At 36.3% G+C, this 18,189-nt stretch carries 17 protein-coding genes; 15 read left to right on the forward strand and 2 right to left on the reverse strand.

Features of this window, described 5'->3' with window-relative positions; all coding sequences use genetic code 11:
• The first annotated feature begins 19 nt into the window (after nt 1–19).
• The gene (locus MY533_RS09100) at nt 20–463 is read left to right on the forward strand and encodes a GNAT family N-acetyltransferase (RefSeq protein WP_248718846.1); all 444 of its coding nucleotides are present in this window, start codon (nt 20–22) and stop codon (nt 461–463) included.
• Between the two features lie 346 nt (nt 464–809).
• A complete protein-coding gene (locus MY533_RS09105) occupies nt 810–1,316 on the forward strand; it encodes a hypothetical protein (protein ID WP_248718847.1) in 507 nt (168 codons plus the stop codon).
• Between the two features lie 77 nt (nt 1,317–1,393).
• Here the strand turns inward: MY533_RS09105 and MY533_RS09110 are convergent, their stop codons facing one another.
• Nucleotides 1,394–2,566 (reverse strand): multidrug effflux MFS transporter, encoded by a 1,173-nt coding sequence (locus MY533_RS09110; RefSeq protein WP_248718848.1) that lies wholly within the window; start codon nt 2,564–2,566, stop codon nt 1,394–1,396.
• A 439-nt stretch (nt 2,567–3,005) separates the two neighbouring features.
• Between MY533_RS09110 and MY533_RS09115 the strand changes: the two genes are divergently transcribed.
• From MY533_RS09115 to MY533_RS09130, 4 genes are all read left to right on the forward strand, one after another.
• Entirely contained in the window at nt 3,006–3,872 is an 867-nt protein-coding gene (locus MY533_RS09115; protein WP_248718849.1) for a GNAT family N-acetyltransferase, read from the forward strand.
• Between the two features lie 107 nt (nt 3,873–3,979).
• On the forward strand, nt 3,980–4,510 hold the full coding sequence (locus MY533_RS09120; RefSeq protein WP_248718850.1) for a GNAT family N-acetyltransferase: 531 nt from the start codon (nt 3,980–3,982) through the stop codon (nt 4,508–4,510).
• A gap of 167 nt (nt 4,511–4,677) precedes the next feature.
• Nucleotides 4,678–4,893, forward strand: coding sequence for a hypothetical protein (locus tag MY533_RS09125; protein WP_132358601.1), 216 nt, complete (start codon nt 4,678–4,680; stop codon nt 4,891–4,893).
• 626 nt (nt 4,894–5,519) lie between these two features.
• Nucleotides 5,520–6,296: a class I SAM-dependent methyltransferase gene (locus MY533_RS09130; RefSeq protein ID WP_248718851.1), complete on the forward strand. Its 777-nt coding sequence runs from the start codon at nt 5,520–5,522 to the stop codon at nt 6,294–6,296.
• A gap of 130 nt (nt 6,297–6,426) precedes the next feature.
• On the opposite strand, the gene MY533_RS09135 is transcribed toward MY533_RS09130, so the two are convergent.
• Nucleotides 6,427–6,825: a glucosamine 6-phosphate synthetase gene (locus MY533_RS09135; protein WP_248718852.1), complete on the reverse strand. Its 399-nt coding sequence runs from the start codon at nt 6,823–6,825 to the stop codon at nt 6,427–6,429.
• Between the two features lie 288 nt (nt 6,826–7,113).
• Between MY533_RS09135 and MY533_RS09140 the strand changes: the two genes are divergently transcribed.
• The 9 genes from MY533_RS09140 to MY533_RS09180 all read left to right on the forward strand — a co-directional run bounded on the left by MY533_RS09140 (nt 7,114) and on the right by MY533_RS09180 (nt 18,039).
• On the forward strand, nt 7,114–7,725 hold the full coding sequence (locus MY533_RS09140; RefSeq protein WP_248718853.1) for an undecaprenyl-diphosphatase: 612 nt from the start codon (nt 7,114–7,116) through the stop codon (nt 7,723–7,725).
• A gap of 476 nt (nt 7,726–8,201) precedes the next feature.
• Nucleotides 8,202–10,025, forward strand: coding sequence for an IucA/IucC family protein (locus MY533_RS09145; protein WP_248718854.1), 1,824 nt, complete (start codon nt 8,202–8,204; stop codon nt 10,023–10,025).
• Entirely contained in the window at nt 9,997–11,751 is a 1,755-nt protein-coding gene (locus MY533_RS09150) for an IucA/IucC family protein (RefSeq protein ID WP_248718855.1), read from the forward strand. Before MY533_RS09145 ends, MY533_RS09150 begins: the two co-directional genes overlap by 29 nt.
• Nucleotides 11,748–12,986 carry an AMP-binding protein gene (locus MY533_RS09155; protein ID WP_248718856.1) on the forward strand — a complete coding sequence of 413 codons (1,239 nt, stop codon included), beginning with the start codon at nt 11,748–11,750 and terminating at the stop codon, nt 12,984–12,986. The genes MY533_RS09150 and MY533_RS09155 overlap by 4 nt, the downstream gene beginning before the upstream one ends.
• On the forward strand, nt 12,983–13,240 hold the full coding sequence (gene asbD, locus MY533_RS09160) for a petrobactin biosynthesis protein AsbD (RefSeq protein WP_248718857.1): 258 nt from the start codon (nt 12,983–12,985) through the stop codon (nt 13,238–13,240). The genes MY533_RS09155 and asbD overlap by 4 nt, the downstream gene beginning before the upstream one ends.
• A gap of 13 nt (nt 13,241–13,253) precedes the next feature.
• A complete protein-coding gene (locus tag MY533_RS09165) occupies nt 13,254–14,228 on the forward strand; it encodes a DUF6005 family protein (RefSeq protein ID WP_248718858.1) in 975 nt (324 codons plus the stop codon).
• The gene (locus MY533_RS09170; protein WP_248718859.1) at nt 14,225–15,049 is read left to right on the forward strand and encodes a sugar phosphate isomerase/epimerase family protein; all 825 of its coding nucleotides are present in this window, start codon (nt 14,225–14,227) and stop codon (nt 15,047–15,049) included. Before MY533_RS09165 ends, MY533_RS09170 begins: the two co-directional genes overlap by 4 nt.
• A 693-nt stretch (nt 15,050–15,742) precedes the next feature.
• Nucleotides 15,743–17,440 (forward strand): hydrogenase maturation protein, encoded by a 1,698-nt coding sequence (locus MY533_RS09175; protein ID WP_248718860.1) that lies wholly within the window; start codon nt 15,743–15,745, stop codon nt 17,438–17,440.
• Between the two features lie 101 nt (nt 17,441–17,541).
• Nucleotides 17,542–18,039 carry a YfbM family protein gene (locus MY533_RS09180; protein WP_248718861.1) on the forward strand — a complete coding sequence of 166 codons (498 nt, stop codon included), beginning with the start codon at nt 17,542–17,544 and terminating at the stop codon, nt 18,037–18,039.
• The last annotated feature ends 150 nt before the right edge of the window (nt 18,040–18,189 follow it).

The following is an 18,189-nucleotide window of genomic DNA, read 5'->3' on the forward strand; positions in this document are numbered from 1 at the left end:
ATATAGAAGGGGGATTTATATGGATTATCAAATTGAGATTTTATTAGAAAATCACGATGACTTTACTACGTTTTTAAATACAAAATTAAAAGAGTATAACGATGAACATTCACCGTATCATAAAGAAAGTAGACAAAAGGGGTCTATTCGTTCGTTAAACCTAATCGTTACTGATCATCAACAGCAATGGATAGGCGGCATCACAGCTGAGGTTTATTGGGGTTGGGTTGAAATCAATAAATTTTGGTTTAGTAAAGAATACCGTGGAAAAGGTATTGGTGGACAGCTACTGGCCAAAGCTGAAGAAACAGCCAAGCAAATGGGTGCTACGAAGGCATTATTAACTACATATGACTTTCAAGCACGTACGTTTTATGAAGCGAGAGATTATCAAGTTGTTGGAGAAATAAAAGATTATCCGCCTGGAAGTAGCTATTATACAATGGTTAAACATTTACTTTAAGTTTAGCAAGGCTGTTGTGACAGCCTTTTGTTATATCTTTTTAGTTCCCGTAATCGAATCAGAATAGACAACGAGTGGATATGCGGGGGAATCACCCATTAGACAAGGATCGTAAACTAATGATAAAACGAAACAATGAATAACATTCTTTATTTAGGGGCTTTCAATATTAGCTTTAAGAAATAGCAAACATAAAAACAGAGTTAATTTTACACATCTTGTAGATTAACTCTGTTTTTATGTTTTAACAGTAACAATCTTTTTGAAAACAGCCTAAAAATATATGGCTAAAAAATGTCTAAAAAAACGCCCTAATGTCAAACTTATAATAAAGGGGAGATTTAGTGTGTACTCGATATCAAACTTTAAATTACTCGTTGATAATCAGGCAGAAATTGATACCATTCATCAAAATTGTGATCATTTAATCCAGACAACTGTAACGCCTAAAATGGATGAGGAAGTCAAAACTTTTTTAGATGCCATTAATAAAAAACTAACCGAACAAGGATTTACAATTACAGTGACATCTACTGGACTAATCGCAAAATATAGTGAAGCAGTTATTAATGTTGACAAGCATTCGAAAGATTTAGAGGAGTGCTTTTTCATCAATTTAAATAATTATGCAGAGGATCAAGTTTCTATTGTTTTGGATGTTTCCGATATAATGATGCCGAAAATCTCCAATAATCTTGATGGCTACTCTGAAATTATTGAGCAAATGACAGATACATTAAAGTACGCAAAAAGTCTTGAAAAAGCTTGTACTTCACCTAAGTTTATTTATAAAACCCAAAGTAATATTATCTTTCATTCTGCTGAAGAAGTCGTCAATTATTATTTTCAGTAAAGAGGCAGCCACCCTTATATAAAATAGGGTGGCCGATAAATGAAGTGCTATTGTTTATATATTCCCGCTACAATATTTTAAACAATAAATTTTCTTCCGAATAAAAACAGTATCATCGATAGTGTGAAAAAATAGAGTGGCATAATCGTCAACGAACCATTATGCAGGAAACTCATACCTGATGTTATTAAACTTACAAGTAAGTAATAGCCTAAGCTGAAAATTGCGCCAGCTGTCCCGATAACGTCCTGAAAGTTGACAAGTGCAAGGCTTAAGCAATTAGGTAGAGCAATTCCTGATCCTAATAAGGTAATAAAAATGGTTACTAAAATGCCCACTAGTAAGACAATATTAGGCAATGGGAAAGAACTAACGATTAGTAGCAATAAAGCGCCGACAGTCATCACAGAGCAACCGAGATGAATTACTTTCTCTGGCTGATAGCTGCTGACGAGTCTTTTGGAAATCATGGCACCAATAATAGAGGCAAGCGCCACAATTATACCAAGAAATCCATAAAGTCCTGGTGATAAATTGAAATGATCAATAAAGATAAAGGGAGCTTCGGCATAGTAACTGAATAGCACGCCATTTATCCCACCAATTAGCAATCCAAAGGCAAGTACCCGTGGAGATGAAATAATACGTTTTACAACTGGGAAAATAGCAATTTTTTTTCTCATTGATGTATCTGTTGTTTCTGGAAGTCTAAAATAAGTGTAAATAAACAACAAAATACTCATTGCAACGAGCACAAAAAAAACAGCTCTAAAACCAAATGCTTGATCGACCCAGCCACCAATCAGCGGCCCTACTGCAGGGGTAAAGGCAATCACCGCAGAAATTTGCGCAAACATAGCATGTCTCTTACTACCAGATACGCTTTCACGCAAGATGGTTTGCGTTATTATCGAGCCTGTCGCCGCCCCAAAAGCTTGTATAGATCTACTAACTAATAGAAAAGTAATAGTTTCTGCGTAAAAACACATGAAACTGCCAATACTATAAAAAATTAAACCGCCTAGCATGGCCGGTCTTCGTCCAATAAAATCAGAAATCCATCCCCAATAAAAAACCCCAAAAGCAAACCCTATAAAATAAATACTTAAGGTTAACTGTACAGAGCGATTTGAAGCATTCAAAGCATCTGAAAGATCAGGTAGAGATGGTGAATAGATTGTCTCGCTAATCTGTGGAAAAGCTACAAGAACAATCATTAATAGTAAAGATGGTGCTACATGTTTTTTCAACTTATTGCCCTCCTACAAGCAAAATCTACTTCTTTAGCAAAGAGTAGACGTAGCTAGGGAAACGGCGGGACCATAATAAGTATTCGTTCATAAGATGTCATTTTCAATCACCTAAATATGCTTAAAGTAGGAGTGCATAGTTCTAGTTACAATTATAAAGATTTTTGCTATTTTTAAAAGGCATAAATAGAAAAATTATGAATAACTTTAATAGTTTGGTTTAATTACCGAAAGCGTTGGTTTCTTTCCATTCCGGTAGAGCGCTTTCATTGGGTCAATAGGTGTTTTTTACGCTCCAGTCTTCACTCCGAATGAACGTAATAAAATGCAAATGGTCATCACCAAATTTAAATGATAAATCTAAACTTTCAAAAAAATTACTTGTACACATTATAAAATATGTGTAAAATAGAAACAAACGTTCTTATAGGGGGATTAAATGACTACATCTCATAAACAGTTACAGTTAGTATTATTCGATGCAAATGATATTCCTGGATTAATGGATCTTTCTGACTCTGTCGGGTGGGATTATGATGAATCCGAAATTAAAACCGTGATGATGTCAGGTAAAATATTTGGGCACAAAAATGCTGAAGGGAAAATTGTTTCAAGTGCTGCCATTATGACATATGATACAAATTTAGCTTCGATAGGGATGGTCATTGTGCATGCAAATTACAGAGGACTAGGCCTAGGGAAATTAGTTACTCAAAAATGTATTGAAAGTGTTTCACCACATACAGCTATTATGCTCGTCGCAACGAAAGACGGAGAACCATTATATAAGAAGCTAGGCTTTACAACTGTAGATTATGTGCATAAATATCTGGCTGACAATTATAGCGGTGTACATAACTTAGCTTCTAATGAGTATACGATTGAAGTTTATAATGAGAGTGATTTTGCTGAAATTGTCCGCTTAGATGCAGCCGCCTTTGGAGATAAAAGAAGTAATTTTTTACGGAATAGGGTAAAACAAGCTAAGCATTGTATCGTTGTGAGAGATCATCAAACAAATATTATTGGCTTTGGGTTGTCCATTCAAGGTCCGATAAATCTAATGTTAGGCCCAATCATAGCACTTAATTCTATTACAGCTAGTCTCATAATGAATACTTTAGCGAAAGACCATCATGGAAAATTAAGAATGGATGTACCATCTGGACATGCTGAAATGATAAAGTGGTTAGAGCAAAATGGTTTTACAGAGGTAAATAGACCTCCAGTTATGATTCTTCATGCAGAGGAAATGCCGACTAGAAATAATACACTATTTGCTATAGCCGCACAAATTTTTGGCTAACATCACTTTAACAAAGTGAGCACACATTCTATTGGGTGTGCTTTTTTTGTTTTTAAAGGATTTTACTAGAAGTGTGGAGAATAGATGATAATAAAGGGGGAGAATGAATGTTTCCTAATTTAGAGACAGCAAGACTTATTTTAAGAGAATTAACGCAGGATGATGCGGAGGGTGTATTTAATTGCTTTTCTCATAAAGAAGTCACTCGCTATTATGGACAAGAGCCATTTATTGATTTACAGCAAGCACAAAGTTTAGTGAATTTATTTTCAAAGAACTTTGCTGAAAAAAGAGGGATAAGGTGGGGGATTGAAAGAAAGGAAACAAAAGGTATAATCGGCACAATTGGTTATAACGCTTGGTCGCCTAGCCATAGACGGGCAGAGATCGGTTATGAAATTCATCCTGATTATTGGAGAAAAGGATATACACAAGAAGCGGTTACCGAAATTGTGTCGTATGGCTTTGAGCATATGGGTCTTACCCGTATAGGTGCTGTTGTATTTATAGAAAATGAAGCCTCGAATAAACTGCTAACTAAAGTGGGCTTTCAAAAGGAAGGGATTCTTCGAGATTATATGTATCAAAACGGTCAGGCGCATGATACATTTGTCTATTCTATATTAAAAAATAGATAAGTATGTTTTAACCACGGAAATATAGGTAAGGCATTGTTATATACCTTTTATTGGTTAATAAATGATAACTAAGATATAGTTTTGCATTTGCTTTTTTCGGTTATAGTGCTAGTAAAGGCTAGGATTTTTATTAGTGGTGAAAAAGTAACAGTAAGGGGCTTTGTGAAATGGGAATACAATATAGCACAGCTTATTTTGAAAAGCTGGATTTACTTGAGATTTTATATGCGGGGCAGGCAGCGTTAAAAGAAACGCTACCTACGCACAATGCCAGTAAAAATTATTTAGAACGCTTTGAACAAATAGAAGCAGCCATTGCTAAGCTAAATAAGGAAATTCGAATCCTTGAGCTAAACATTATCCAGTCTGTAGATATTGAATAGATAAAAATAAAAAGATTCATGCAATAAATAAATGCGTGAGTTTTTTTGTTGTTTCAAACAATTCTTAAACTTCACCCTCCTTCATATTATATCAAAATCCTTCTGGTGAAACAGCGTTTTCCTTATAGGAACTACGTTTTACTACTATTAGAAGTAATACTAAAATACTTACAACAGCAATTCAGCATAATGAAATTGCAGCAGAGTTCCAAAGGACTTCACTGAAGAAAGGAATCTCCTAATCTTTCAAACATAGCGGAAAAGTAGTCATGGATAGATCAACCAGCGTAAATACTCGGTAAAATGTTGCTTCCTTTATATGTCCTTTTGCACCTTAGGACAATGCTTTTTCACCCAGTAATGGGACTCTCCAAAATAGCGACTCAGAGATTGTATGGAGCGATTTATATCCCAAAAGATCATTCCAAACACCAACCTGTATTGGAGCAATTAAAATTCTGAGGATTCCAGGCTTGTTTGTCATGATCATCGGTTTATTGGGAGGATATAACTTAGGTAATAAGATTAATTTATGGAAATTGATAATTAACATTGATTTTACTTATGTTTCGACTGATTGTAAAATAATGTTAGTAGGAAAATCCATCAAGAAAAGAGTGATAAAGATGAGCATTGATTTTCACAACAAAGACAATCAAACTACTTATACAACTCGACAGGCTGACCACTCGTGGATCGAAGCAATAAAAGAACTTGTCCCGATCATGCATACTTCGAAGGCTGTAGATATTGGCTGTGGCGGAGGCATTTATGCTAAAGCATTAGCAGATATGGGTGTACCTTCTGTAATAGGTGTGGATTTTTCACAGGCTATGCTCGTTGGGGCAAAAGAAAATTGTAAAAACTATGATCATATTACTTTCAAGCAAGGAAATGCATTAGCTACAGGCTTAGACAATGACAGCTTCCAGTTAGTACTAGAAAGAGCTTTAATTCATCATATCCAAGATTTAAAAGCTTGTTTTCAAGAGGCATATAGAATTTTGGAGGATAAAGGGATTTACATTATCCAAGACCGGACACCTGAAGATTGTTTATTAAAAGGTGATGACCACCATATTAGAGGCTATTTCTTTGAGCGTTTTCCAAAATTAAGAGAGCAAGAAATAAAACGCAGACATAGAAGTGAGCTAGTAATTGAAACACTTAAGGCAATTGGGTTTAGCGAGGTGCAAGAAGTACAGCTATGGGAAACAAGAAATGTGTATAAACAAAAAGAGCAATTGTTAAAAGATTTACGGGAAAGAACAGGCAGAAGTATTTTGCACGAGTTAGACGATGAAGAATTAAATGAATTAGTGAATTATATGGATAAGTCGATTTCAACTGAGAGTTTTATAGTTGAAAAGGACAGATGGACCATTTGGAAAGCTGTCAAATAATTTATTTTTTAAGTCTGTTGTGAGGAGTTATCCGCTGGTTGAGTAGCTCAATCCGTCAGTATGGCTCTGCTATCCGTCGATTCGATCAAAAAAAGCTCTCGGTCGCTTTCAACCGAGAGCTTTTACCTATTTATTTCCCTACTAATGCGAGAAGGTATTGATCTCGATCCGCTTCCTCTTGCATTGTATTATCGACTAACATTGCACCGTACCTCACATTTGTCATATCACGATCAACTAAAAATTGAACATTCACTTTCGAGGCTTTATTATTGACTGGACAGTCTCCTTTAAATTCAACCACATCCTGTCCTTTTTGGGTTTCAAAATACACCCAGTATGGATTTTGACAAACGCTAGCAAAACCCGATTCAATTGTTTTACTACTATGTTCGAATGAATAGTTTTTTACATATGTAATATATTCATTATCTGTAATGTCCTTTTGTGGACCGTAAAAATACCAGAACACCCCTAATATTCCGATTGGCACAATCCACAGTATATTCCTTTTGCTTAATTTCCCCATATTTAAAGCCCCCTTTATTAAAACATTCTATCATCTTTATGCTGATTTTTGCTAGCTTACTATAATATTTTCTAGTTTGTGATTCAATATTGTAAAAAAAGAATTTGGGAGAGAAATTGAATTTTTCAGTTTCATCTGCGGTTTGTTGATGAATGGGGATTTTTTTGTAAATAAAAGAAACTATGAGGCTTACGATGACGTCATGTATGAAAGGGTTATTCAAATGGCAGTAGCGCATATTTGAAAAACGTTAATTTACTGAGAAATGAAAAGCAAGGAGATTTAAAAATGAATTATGGAATATTTCAATGGATTAATGATCTAGCTGGTCGCTATTCTTTGCTGGATAAAGGAATGATTTTCATCACTGATAGCGTTCCTTATATCGTTATCGTATTCATGTTATTTTTATGGTTTACAGCAAACAAAGAAAAAAGGACAGAAAAACAATATACAGCTTTTTACATTGTCTTTACATGTTTACTTGGATTGGGTCTAAACGCACTCATTCACCTATTCAACTATCATCCACGACCATTCATTACATATGATGTTCATCAGTTAGTCCCACATGCTGATGATTCTTCGTTTGTAAGTGATCATTCAGTATTAGTATTCGCTCTAGCGTGGACGTTACTTTTACGAAAAGATTCGTGGAAGTATCCTGTATTAGTATGGGCCATCTTAGTAGGTATTTCACGTATCTTCGTCGGCGTACATTATCCAGCCGATGTGATTGGTGGAGCCCTTCTGTCACTTGGGGCAAGTTTAGTCATTATCAAGTTCTCCAAAGTTTTGGAGCCGGTTGTACAAGTTCTATTTAAAATCTATAACAAACTAACGAAACATATCCCTTTTTTAGCAAAGTTCGGTCATAAAAATCTAAGTCAGGGGAATTAATAAAGTAGAGATGAAGAGTCGCATATTAATGCGGCTCTTATTTTGTTAATAAAAAAATTATGGGTATACAAAAACAAAAGTACATTCATTCCGAGATAGCGTTTTCTCCTTGTACTATTTTGTCGTCACAATAGATCACAAATCAATAAAATCGGATAAGTGATAGAAGAAAAAATCTTTGCTACTTGTATTGCTATATAGGTCTTTAGACATTTGACCAATTATGAATTTCCTGTATTATGTAAATATAGTTGAAAATGATAATCATTATCAATCATATCGCGTACATATTATCCTAATAAATTTTTAATGTTCTTTTAATTTTTAGGAATGTGTACCATTCGTCAGCCACACATTTATTTCCATTTACTTCTTATTATCTGTCTTTCTAGCGAGAAAGACAAATTTTTTTAACAAACGGTGAGAACCATTATCATTTACTAGCTAGAAGATTCTGTGAAAGGATGGCTAATTACATGCAACAGATTGCTAAACAGATTGCAGAAAATGCAACGTTTCAGGCGTTTATGAATTGTTATATACGAGAAGTGAAAAACGGACATTGGATCGAAAAGGAGGAGTGGATAACAGAACAGCGACTAACTATCCTAATTACAGAGGGACATATGTTAGAGCTTGAGTTGCCGATACAAAACACCCGTATTGCATTAGGTGTGGAATACAAATCTCTTGTTGGAAGACATAAATTTGGTGTTTCGTTGAAGTATTGTACGAATAAAAAACAATGGCTTGTCGAAGATAAATTAACGATACTCATCATGCTCATTCAAGAGCTACATTTAATGGAAAAGGCGGATGGATGTCCTGAATTTTCTCCCCATTTTGATGAACTTATTCTGCGCATCATTGAGAGCTATCAAACAATGGCAAATTATATTGAAAATAGTTTGAAAGATAAAAAACAACATGGAGCAAACGCTACATTTATTGAAGCTGAGCAGTCTCTCTTATTTGGACATTGGCTTCATCCGACACCTAAAAGCAGACAAGGTATGGCAAATTGGCAACAAATGAGTTTTGCTCCAGAGCTACAAGGATCTTTCCAACTTCACTATTTTCGTGTCGACCCTAAAATTGTGAAAGAGTCCTCTGTATTAGAAAAAAGTGCGAGTGAACTCATTTATCAGTCTTTAACAAAATCACAACCTGATTTTGTTATGTCAAAGAAAGATTGCCTCATTCCGATGCATCCGCTTCAAGCACAGTGGCTTTTACAGCAACAGTATGTAAAAAAAGCGCTTGCTGAAGGATTGATAAAATACGAAGGTGCGCTTGGGGCATTGTATACAGCAACCTCTTCGATAAGAACAGTATATAGCCCAAATGAAGAGATGATGTATAAGTTTTCAATTCCTGTAAAAATAACGAATTCATTGAGGGTAAATAGAACGCATGAACTAAAAGCTGGAATTGTTATGGCTCGGTTAATGAATAAGATTAATTTCTTGCAAAATTATCCATATTTCCGAATGATTGATGACCCAGCCTATATGACTGTAGAGTTCCCAAATCAGACGGAATCAGGGTTTGAGGTTATTTTTCGCTCAAACGTATTTCCTAAAGGATATGATGAAGGAATATGCATGATCGCTACTCTCGTGCAAGAGCCCTTACCAAATGAAAAATCAAAATTGTGTCAGCTCATTAAGACAATCTCACAATCTGAGTTCCGCTCTTTACAGAGTGTAAGTTTAGATTGGTTTAAAGTCTATTGGAAATGTGCTATTGAATCATTATTAAGATTATACGATGAGCATGGGATAGCTCTTGAAGCACACCAGCAAAATAGTCTGTTAAACATTTCTTCATGTTATCCAACTACTTATTATTATCGTGATAACCAAGGATATTACTTATCAAAAGCATATAAAGAAGAACTTCTTTCAATAGAGCCTTCTTTACATGAAACAGCTGAGCTATTTTACGAAGATTCCCTTATTCAAGATAGATTTACATATTATTTGTTTATGAATCAATTGTTTCCCGTTATTTCTCGATTTGGAGCAGATCAGCTAATCGATGAAAAAATTCTTTTGAAGTGGTCTACCGATCAACTGCACGTATTAGAAAAAGAATTTACAGGTTTCGGGAAGGCATTTGTTCGTAACATTTTACAACAAGAAGAGCTTGCGTTTAAAGCAAATCTATTAACAAGGTTTCACGATGTAGATGAACTAGAAGCCGAACTTGAACAAGCGGTATATACGAAAATTCCAAATCCGTTCGTTCTTCAGCATGAGGAGGCAGAGTATGCAGCAGCTACAGCCTTTAGCTTCTAAACAAGGAGAGCTACGTGTAAGGCGGCAACTTGTAGAAGCAATGATTTTTGAAGGACTAATTAAATATGAAGAAACTCGTCTAGATAAATGGACTTCAATTTTTACGCTTGTTGGTCAGAAATGCACCTATCGTTGTAAAGGAAGAAGAATGGCATTTGATCGCATAAGAATACAGGGAGATAGTATTTTTCTAGTAGGAAAAGAGGAAACGTTACTAGAGGCAACGCTTGAGGCTCTAGTTGATGAATTACTTTCGACTCATAGAGACAAAGTTCGATTACTAAAAGAACTTCATTTAACGAGTAAGCTATGTGAATGGAATGATCGACATCTCCAAATGCCGACGTCGAGAAGAAATTCGAGCTATGAAGAATTAGAATCAGAAATCATTGAAGGACATCCATATCATCCTTGTTTTAAATCCAGAACCGGTTTTACGATCGACGACCATAAACACTATGGCCCTGAGGCAAAGCAATCATTTACCCTGCAATGGGTTGCAGTGAGAAGAAGCTACGTACGAATTTCTGTTCTTGAAGAGGAAGAGAACTTTTGGAAAAGAGAGCTAGGGCTTTTGCTGTGGGAAGACCTTCTTGCAACGCTAGCGGTTTTCGATGGAACATTTGAAGAATATACGTTTTTACCTGTTCATCCTTGGCAGTGGCATAACATGAAGCATGAACTAGCTGGCTTAATGGAGCAAAAAGATCTAATACCTCTAAAAGTGCAAGGAGATTACTATCGGGCAACCCAATCAGTGCGAACATTATGGAATTTTACAAATCCAAAAAAGGCGCAATTAAAATGCTCGATGAATATGGTGAATACCTCTTCATTACGAAAGTTACATGCTCATGCTGTTTGTGCTGCTCCTCATATTTCAGCATGGCTTAAACAGGTGATTCAATTAGACGCCTATTTACGAGAGGAAGCGTCTCTTGTTGTACTGGAAGAATATGCAGGGATTATTTTTGAACCGAATGTAAACAAACATAATAGCAAACTAGAAGGACAGCTTGGCTCCATATGGCGAGGAAGCGTGCGCTCGTATATGAAGGATGAGGAGGAAGCGGTACCGTTTACGGTACTAATGATGATGGAGATAGATGGGCGTCCATTTATTGATGATTGGCTTTGCCGATATGGAACGGAGGAATGGGTAAAACGCTTGATCGAAGTGAGTGTTATTCCTGTGTGGCACCTGCTTGTCGCCCATGGTATTGCGGTTGAGGGCCATGCGCAAAATATGATTTTATTACATCAAAATGGGTGGCCGACTCGGGTTGTACTAAGGGATTTCCATGACAGTGTCGAATTTATGGAAGAATTCATTGCAGACAGAAGCCTAATTCCAGACTTTGAAACGATACACGATCGCTTTAAAGATGCACCTGTCGATCATTATTATTGGATGTCTTCTGTTGAGGCTTTACGAGAGTTAGCGATGGATACACTATTCGTGTTTCATTTAAGTGAACTATCTTATGTGCTAGAAGAGCAGTATGGATTTGCAGAAACACATTTTTGGAGTCGAGTTAAGGACGGAATACATAAGCACTTTGAACGCTTTCCATCATTATGCTCAAGAAATGAACAGCTTCAGCATACTAGCACACAAATTTATGTTGAATCTTTGCTAACAAAGAAACTTCACAATCAAGAAGAAGGTAATTTTCGACACATCGTCAACAATGCGTTGGCGCAAGCAGATAAAAAGGGGAAATGATGATGTTTTATGTCAATGATCAATTTTATACAGTAGAAGATATCGAGAAGCAATTTGAAATATATGAAAGCTTACCGCAGCTAAGGGCGTGTAACAATCGCAGACTAGCTATTTGTACGGATGACACTTTCCAATATATAGCTCTTTGTTTATACATTCGCGAAAAAGGTGGATCAGTTGTTCCAATCCATCCAGCGACGCCAAAAGAGGGAGCTGTACGGATAGCTTCTTCAGCAGGTAGTCATCTTTTAATGTTCCAATCGATTGATACTTTCACCGAACTATCAAATCATTCCAATAACCAAGAAGGCGTATTAGTTCAAATGAGCTCAGGTACAACAGGAACACCGAAATGTATTGAACGAACGTGGAGTTCAGTGGAAGAAGAAATTGCAAGTTATGTGAAGACTTTACCTGTCGATTCCATGACAAATTCTGTTGTCGCTTGTCCGGTTACGCATTCTTATGGATTCATTTGTGGTGTTTTGGCTTGCATGAGAAGAGAGGCAAAGCCAGTTATTATTACGAATAGTAATCCTAAATATATTTTGAAAAAACTAAAAGAATTTTCTAAGCACATACTCTATGCGGCTCCAGCGTTACTTTATACATTAAGTCGATTATTACCTATTGATCAACAATTTGATCGTGTGATGACGTCAGGAACTATGATGCCGCACAGTTGGTTGACATCATTAAGAGAGAAATCTAACCAAGTATTACAGCAGTATGGCTGCTCTGAATCCGGGTGTGTTGCGATTCATCCTAATGTGAAAGATCCGAAACAAATGGGCTACCCCCTTCCTCATGTGAAGGTGACAGCTGGTGACAAACAAACACCGAGCGAAATTATCATTGAATCGTCTACACAAACAATTTATACAAAAGATCTCGGCTTTATAGAAGATAATGTTCTTTCTTTTCTTGCAAGAATGGATGACACGATTAATGTAGCAGGCTTGAATGTGTATCCGCAAGAAGTTGAAACCGTGTTAATGAATGACCCAAGAATAGTCGAAGCAGTCGTTTATAAGAAACAAGACAACTTATCAGGAGAGCGAGTATGCGCACAATACGTGTCTACCGAACCGATAGATAATATGGAGCTTAGAGAATGGTGCCGGAAATATCTCGCCCCACATCAAATTCCGATGGAGTTTGTGTTTGTTCATGAAATTGAAAAGCTACCGAATGGCAAAGTAAGTAGAAAAAAGCTTGGAGGCATACCAGTATGACGCGACAACAATTGATTAAGAGCATCTATGAAATTTTGGAAAATTCATTAGAGTTGCAGACACTGTCTTCTTTTAATGAAGGTGCCCGATTAAATGAGGATTTGTATATGGACTCCATTATGGTCCTTCAACTGATTCTTCATATAGAGTTGGATCTTGGCATTTCCATTCCTGATGAGGTTCTCGTTCCTAAAGATTTCAAAACAGTAGGAGCACTGGCAAGCTTTTTAGAAAAACAGCAAAAGGTAGAATAATCGGAGGCTAAAAATGATAAAAGTGCATTGTTTTGTAAGCTGTGTTTGTGAGGTTATTAAGAGAACGGAAGGCGTCGATCATAGGCCTTACTATTTTGGGGTATGGGACGCAGATTTTGATGTGCTCGATAAAGGAGTGCTAACATACCACTCTGATCAAATTGATCATCATTTCTTTCAAATATGGTATGAAATGCTCTATGGAATCAAGCTATACAAATGGTATGACGACAAGCAATCTAAACAAGACAATATAAACAAACTGCTAAAGTTATTAGAGAATAAATCTCCACATCAACATGTGATGGTGATGCTAGATTTATCGATGCTTCCAGAGCGAGAGAATAAATTTCATCAACGTCCATTCCCTCATTATGTGATGCTAGAATCAACAGAAAATGAGGAAGATTGGTTTATGTATGACCCTGATTTTCGCTGGGAAGGGATTTTGCCGAAAGAGAGAATTTTAGCTGCAATCCAAGAGCCAACTGTCGAAGGTGGTTATTACTTTAATTCTGAGACGATTATTGCGCCAACTACAGAGACGGTTGAAGCCTATTTTAATACATGTATAAAGCTGCATTGTAATCCGTTGACCGATGCAATTGCCGAGATTATGAAAGAGTATATTGCAGGAAAAGAAAAAGAAAATATGTCAAAACTTCCGACTGCATTAAAACAATTGCCGGTTATAGCGATCAGAAAATATGCGTATGAACATGCGTTTGCATTTTTTTGGGAAGCACTTGGCCGCGATGAGGAAAGCTTTGACACATGGTGTGATGATATTGAGCGTTTAGTGAATGGCTATACAACGATACAGTATCGAGTGATGAAACTTGCGATGACACAAGATTTATTAGTAGCTAAAGATATTTTCGCGAAATTAGAAGAACAAAATCTCCTTGAGTTCAAGATTAAGCATGGATTACAAGAAAGTTTTGAAGCATGGTTAACATTACAGCATAAGAAAGAGGTTATAGTATGAAACTATCTATTTGTACAATCTCGTTTCGGCACTATCTCCACTCCATTGACCAATTAGCCCAATTTGCAAAAAATCAAGGTTTTCAAGGAATCGAGCTGTGGGGTGTTCATGCAAAGAACTTGGCAGATGAACTACATTATGGAGCAGATTGGCTAAGCTCCTACGGTTTAGAAACGAGTATGCTTAGTGATTATTTGCCATTAGAAGCACCAATTTCCGAGATGATGGCTGAAACAGAGAAGTTATCTGCCCTTGCTAGGCGCTGGGGAACAAATAAGATTCGCACATTTGTAGGAAAGAAGGGCAGCTCAGACACGAGTCGGAAAGAAAGGGAAGAACTTATTTTCAGACTAAGAATGCTTTGTGATTATCTTAAGTCAAAAGGGCAATATTTGCTTGTTGAAACGCATCCGAATACATTGACAGATAATCTACCATCGACGATGCAGTTACTCGAAGAAACGAATCACTCAAGCCTACGAGTGAACTTTGACGTTTTGCATATATGGGAATCAGGGATAAATCCTATTGTCGCCACAAAGCAACTTCGTCCTTATATCTCACATTTTCACTTTAAAAATATTGCCTCACGCGCACACCTCGATGTTTTTGCTCCAAACAATGTTTATGCTGCGGCAGGGTCGAGAGAAGGGATGGTTCCATTGTTTGAAGGTGCAATTGATTATAATGAATTTCTAGCAGAAGTACTTTCAATCGTGGAGGTAGATGCATCATTGGAATGGTTCGGATCGAATGTGAAGAGCGTATTAGCAAAAGATGTACAGGAGGTAAAGAAGGCGTTGCAGTTGATGCAAGTTTAATATGTAAAAGCTAACTATCTGTTTTCGTAAAGGGAAGAGGCAGAGATTTAGTGAGAAAATCAGAAAAGTGCGGGAAATCAGGAATTGATTTCTCGCACTTTTTAAAGTTTTGACTAGTTTTGTCCATTTTCCCCCATCAGCAATTACTAAAACGCCTTCAGCTTAGTGGATTTAATTATAACCAATTTACTTTTCCAAAACGTACTCATCAAAGGGGTTATATAAAAATACGATCAAAAAAGTCTTTTTCTGAAAAGTGGTTCAGACTATTGATATATCAACATTTCCAACGTCAATAAATTGGTTATTATTGATAATTTGTCTATTATATGTCAATTTTGTAATTTTGAAGTTTTTTATTGTATTTATTTTATGTCTTGCATTGACTCACATCCCTCGAAAAAATAAAATGAGAACATTGGGAAATTTTCCTAATTAAAGGGCGCTTTTTTTTCAGGGCTTGAAAAAGAAAATGCCCACGTGCATAATGCATGATTGTCAACTAGTAAATGACTCATCAGCACATAAGCAGGCTACATTTAGGAATTCTAATGCGAACTAAAAGACCAATCAAGTATCCGAAAAAACGCACGCCATTGGTTCAATGGGGTATACATTGTGTATTTAAAGACAATAACAAGCCCTGTTAAATTTGTTTATCATTACCAAATAGAAAGATATCGGAGGATTAAAATGAAAATATTATTTATAACATCCGCACATAACAGCATGAGCCAACGTTTTTACGTTGAATTGACAGATAGAAAATATGAAGTGGATATTCATATCACCTCAACAATAGACGCAATGATTCAAGCAATAGAAGTTTCAAAACCAGATTTGATTGTCTGTCCGTTCCTGAAGACTGCCATCCCAGAGGAAATTTGGAAGAAGTATGTATGTGTTATTGTACACCCTGGTATTAAAGGGGATAGAGGACCTTCTTCTATTGATTGGGCGATCATGGGGCAGGAGAGAGAATGGGGAGTTACACTACTTCAAGCAGAGCAGGAAATGGATGCAGGAGATATTTGGTCTTCAAATAATTATTCGATGCGTGAAGTTAGTAAAAGTACGCTATACAGACATGAAGCAACACATGCAGCTGTAAAAGGATTACTTGATTTATTGGAGAAGTTTAAGGCGTATCAAAAAGAAGAGTATTTTCCTGAACCATTAGATTATAATCATTCAAATGTGAAAGGTACACTTTTACCAACAATGAAACAATCTGACCGTAGAATTCATTGGCTTAGTGATAATTCTGAAACTATTGCAAGAAAAATTCGTGCTGCTGATAGTAACCCTGGCGTTCTCGATACTATATTCGGTGAAGAGTACTATTTATTCGGTTGTCATGTAGATGACAGAATAGTTGGGAATAGTGGGGAAATTCTTGGCTATCGTGATGATGCAGTTTGTGTAGGAACGATTGATGGGAGTGTTTGGATTAGTCACGTAAAGAAAAAAGGTGGAATAAAGTTACCAGCATCACTTGCTCTAGCACATTTATTAAGGAATGTTCCTGAATTACCTATTAATCCTTTTGACGATATTGAAGGAAGAACATACAGAGAAATCTACTATAAAGAAAAAAATCAAGTAGGGTACTTGCATTTTGATTTTTATAATGGCGCTATGCACACCTCACACTGTAAGAAACTTCAACAAGCCATTAAAGAAGCGAAAACAAAAAATAGTAAAGTATTAGTTTTAATGGGTGGACATGATTTTTGGTCTAATGGCATTCACTTAAATACTATTGAATATGCTGAAAATCAAGGGGATGAATCGTGGGAAAATATTAATGCGATTGATGATATGATTCTTGAAATTCTAAATACACCAGACAAAATTGTTATGACTGCAATGCAAGGAAATGCCGGTGCAGGAGGGGTCATATTAGGTCTTACAGGTGATTTTATTTTTGCAAGAGAAGGTGTTGTTTTAAATCCTCATTATAAAAAAATGGGGAACCTATATGGTTCAGAATATTGGACGTATTTATTACCAAAGCGTTTGGGGAAAGAGCTAGCTTTTGAAATTACTGAAACATGTCCTGCCTTAAGTACATTAAAAGCACAAGAAATCGGATTAATTGATGATTATTTTAAAGGTAATGTCCAGGAATTTAATGAAAAAATACAAAAAGTTGCTGAATATTGGGCATCTTCGTCTCTTTATGATGAAATTATTGCAAATAAACAAGCAGAACGAGAAAGAGATGAAAAAGAAAAGCCATTAGCAGAATATCGCCATGAAGAATTAGAACAAATGAAGGTTAACTTTTATGGAGAAGATAAAAGTTACCATATTGCACGGAAAAAATTTGTCTATAAAATAGCTTGTGATCAGCCAAGCGTTCTTCTAAATGATAAAATAACGATTTGAAATAATTAGTGCTAATTCCCTTTTATCGGAATGGGGCGGACCAAACGCCCCGTTTTGAATGATGAGATATAATTGATAGAAAATAAAGGGGAAGATACACGATGGGAATTATGGCCAGTTACTTATCATTAAACAATGCTTTAGCGGATGAAATTGCCGAGTTAAATAATTTTCATATCGTCAAGCGACTTGAGGAGCTTATGGAAAATCATAGCTGTCCCGTAAATGAAATGGATAAATTATGGGACGGATTGCATTGTTTGCTAACAGGGATCTCTGCCTCACAGCCAATCGAGAACCACCCATTAAGCAAGGCCATTGTCGGCGTTCACGTACTGGATACTGAAGAATTTGTCAGCGTCATTGGTTCTGAAGAGCTTCCCCGGATTTTAGAAGCTCTTCATTCTATGGATAGGACTGTCTTGCAGCAACAATTCAAGCCAGCAATTTTTAGAGCCAAACAGATTTATCCGGATATTTGGGCGGACGATGAAGCCGTGGAGCTTTTCGCAGAACTTATAGTGGAACTCGATCAGTTAATCCATTTTTATGAACAAAGCCTTGCCCGGGGGCATGACATATTAATCAGCATTTATTAAAACTGCATCAATCTTAAACCGTACCCTATCGAGAGTTCTACTCGATAGGGTACAGTTGGAGATACGAAAGGGTTTATTATATATCCCACCAAAGCGGTACAAGATGGGGGAAAAATGGAGTTGCTATGCGGTCCTTAAGAAGGTAAATTT

This window comes from Lysinibacillus sp. Ag94 (genome assembly GCF_023242215.1).
Lineage (GTDB): Bacteria > Bacillota > Bacilli > Bacillales_A > Planococcaceae > Lysinibacillus.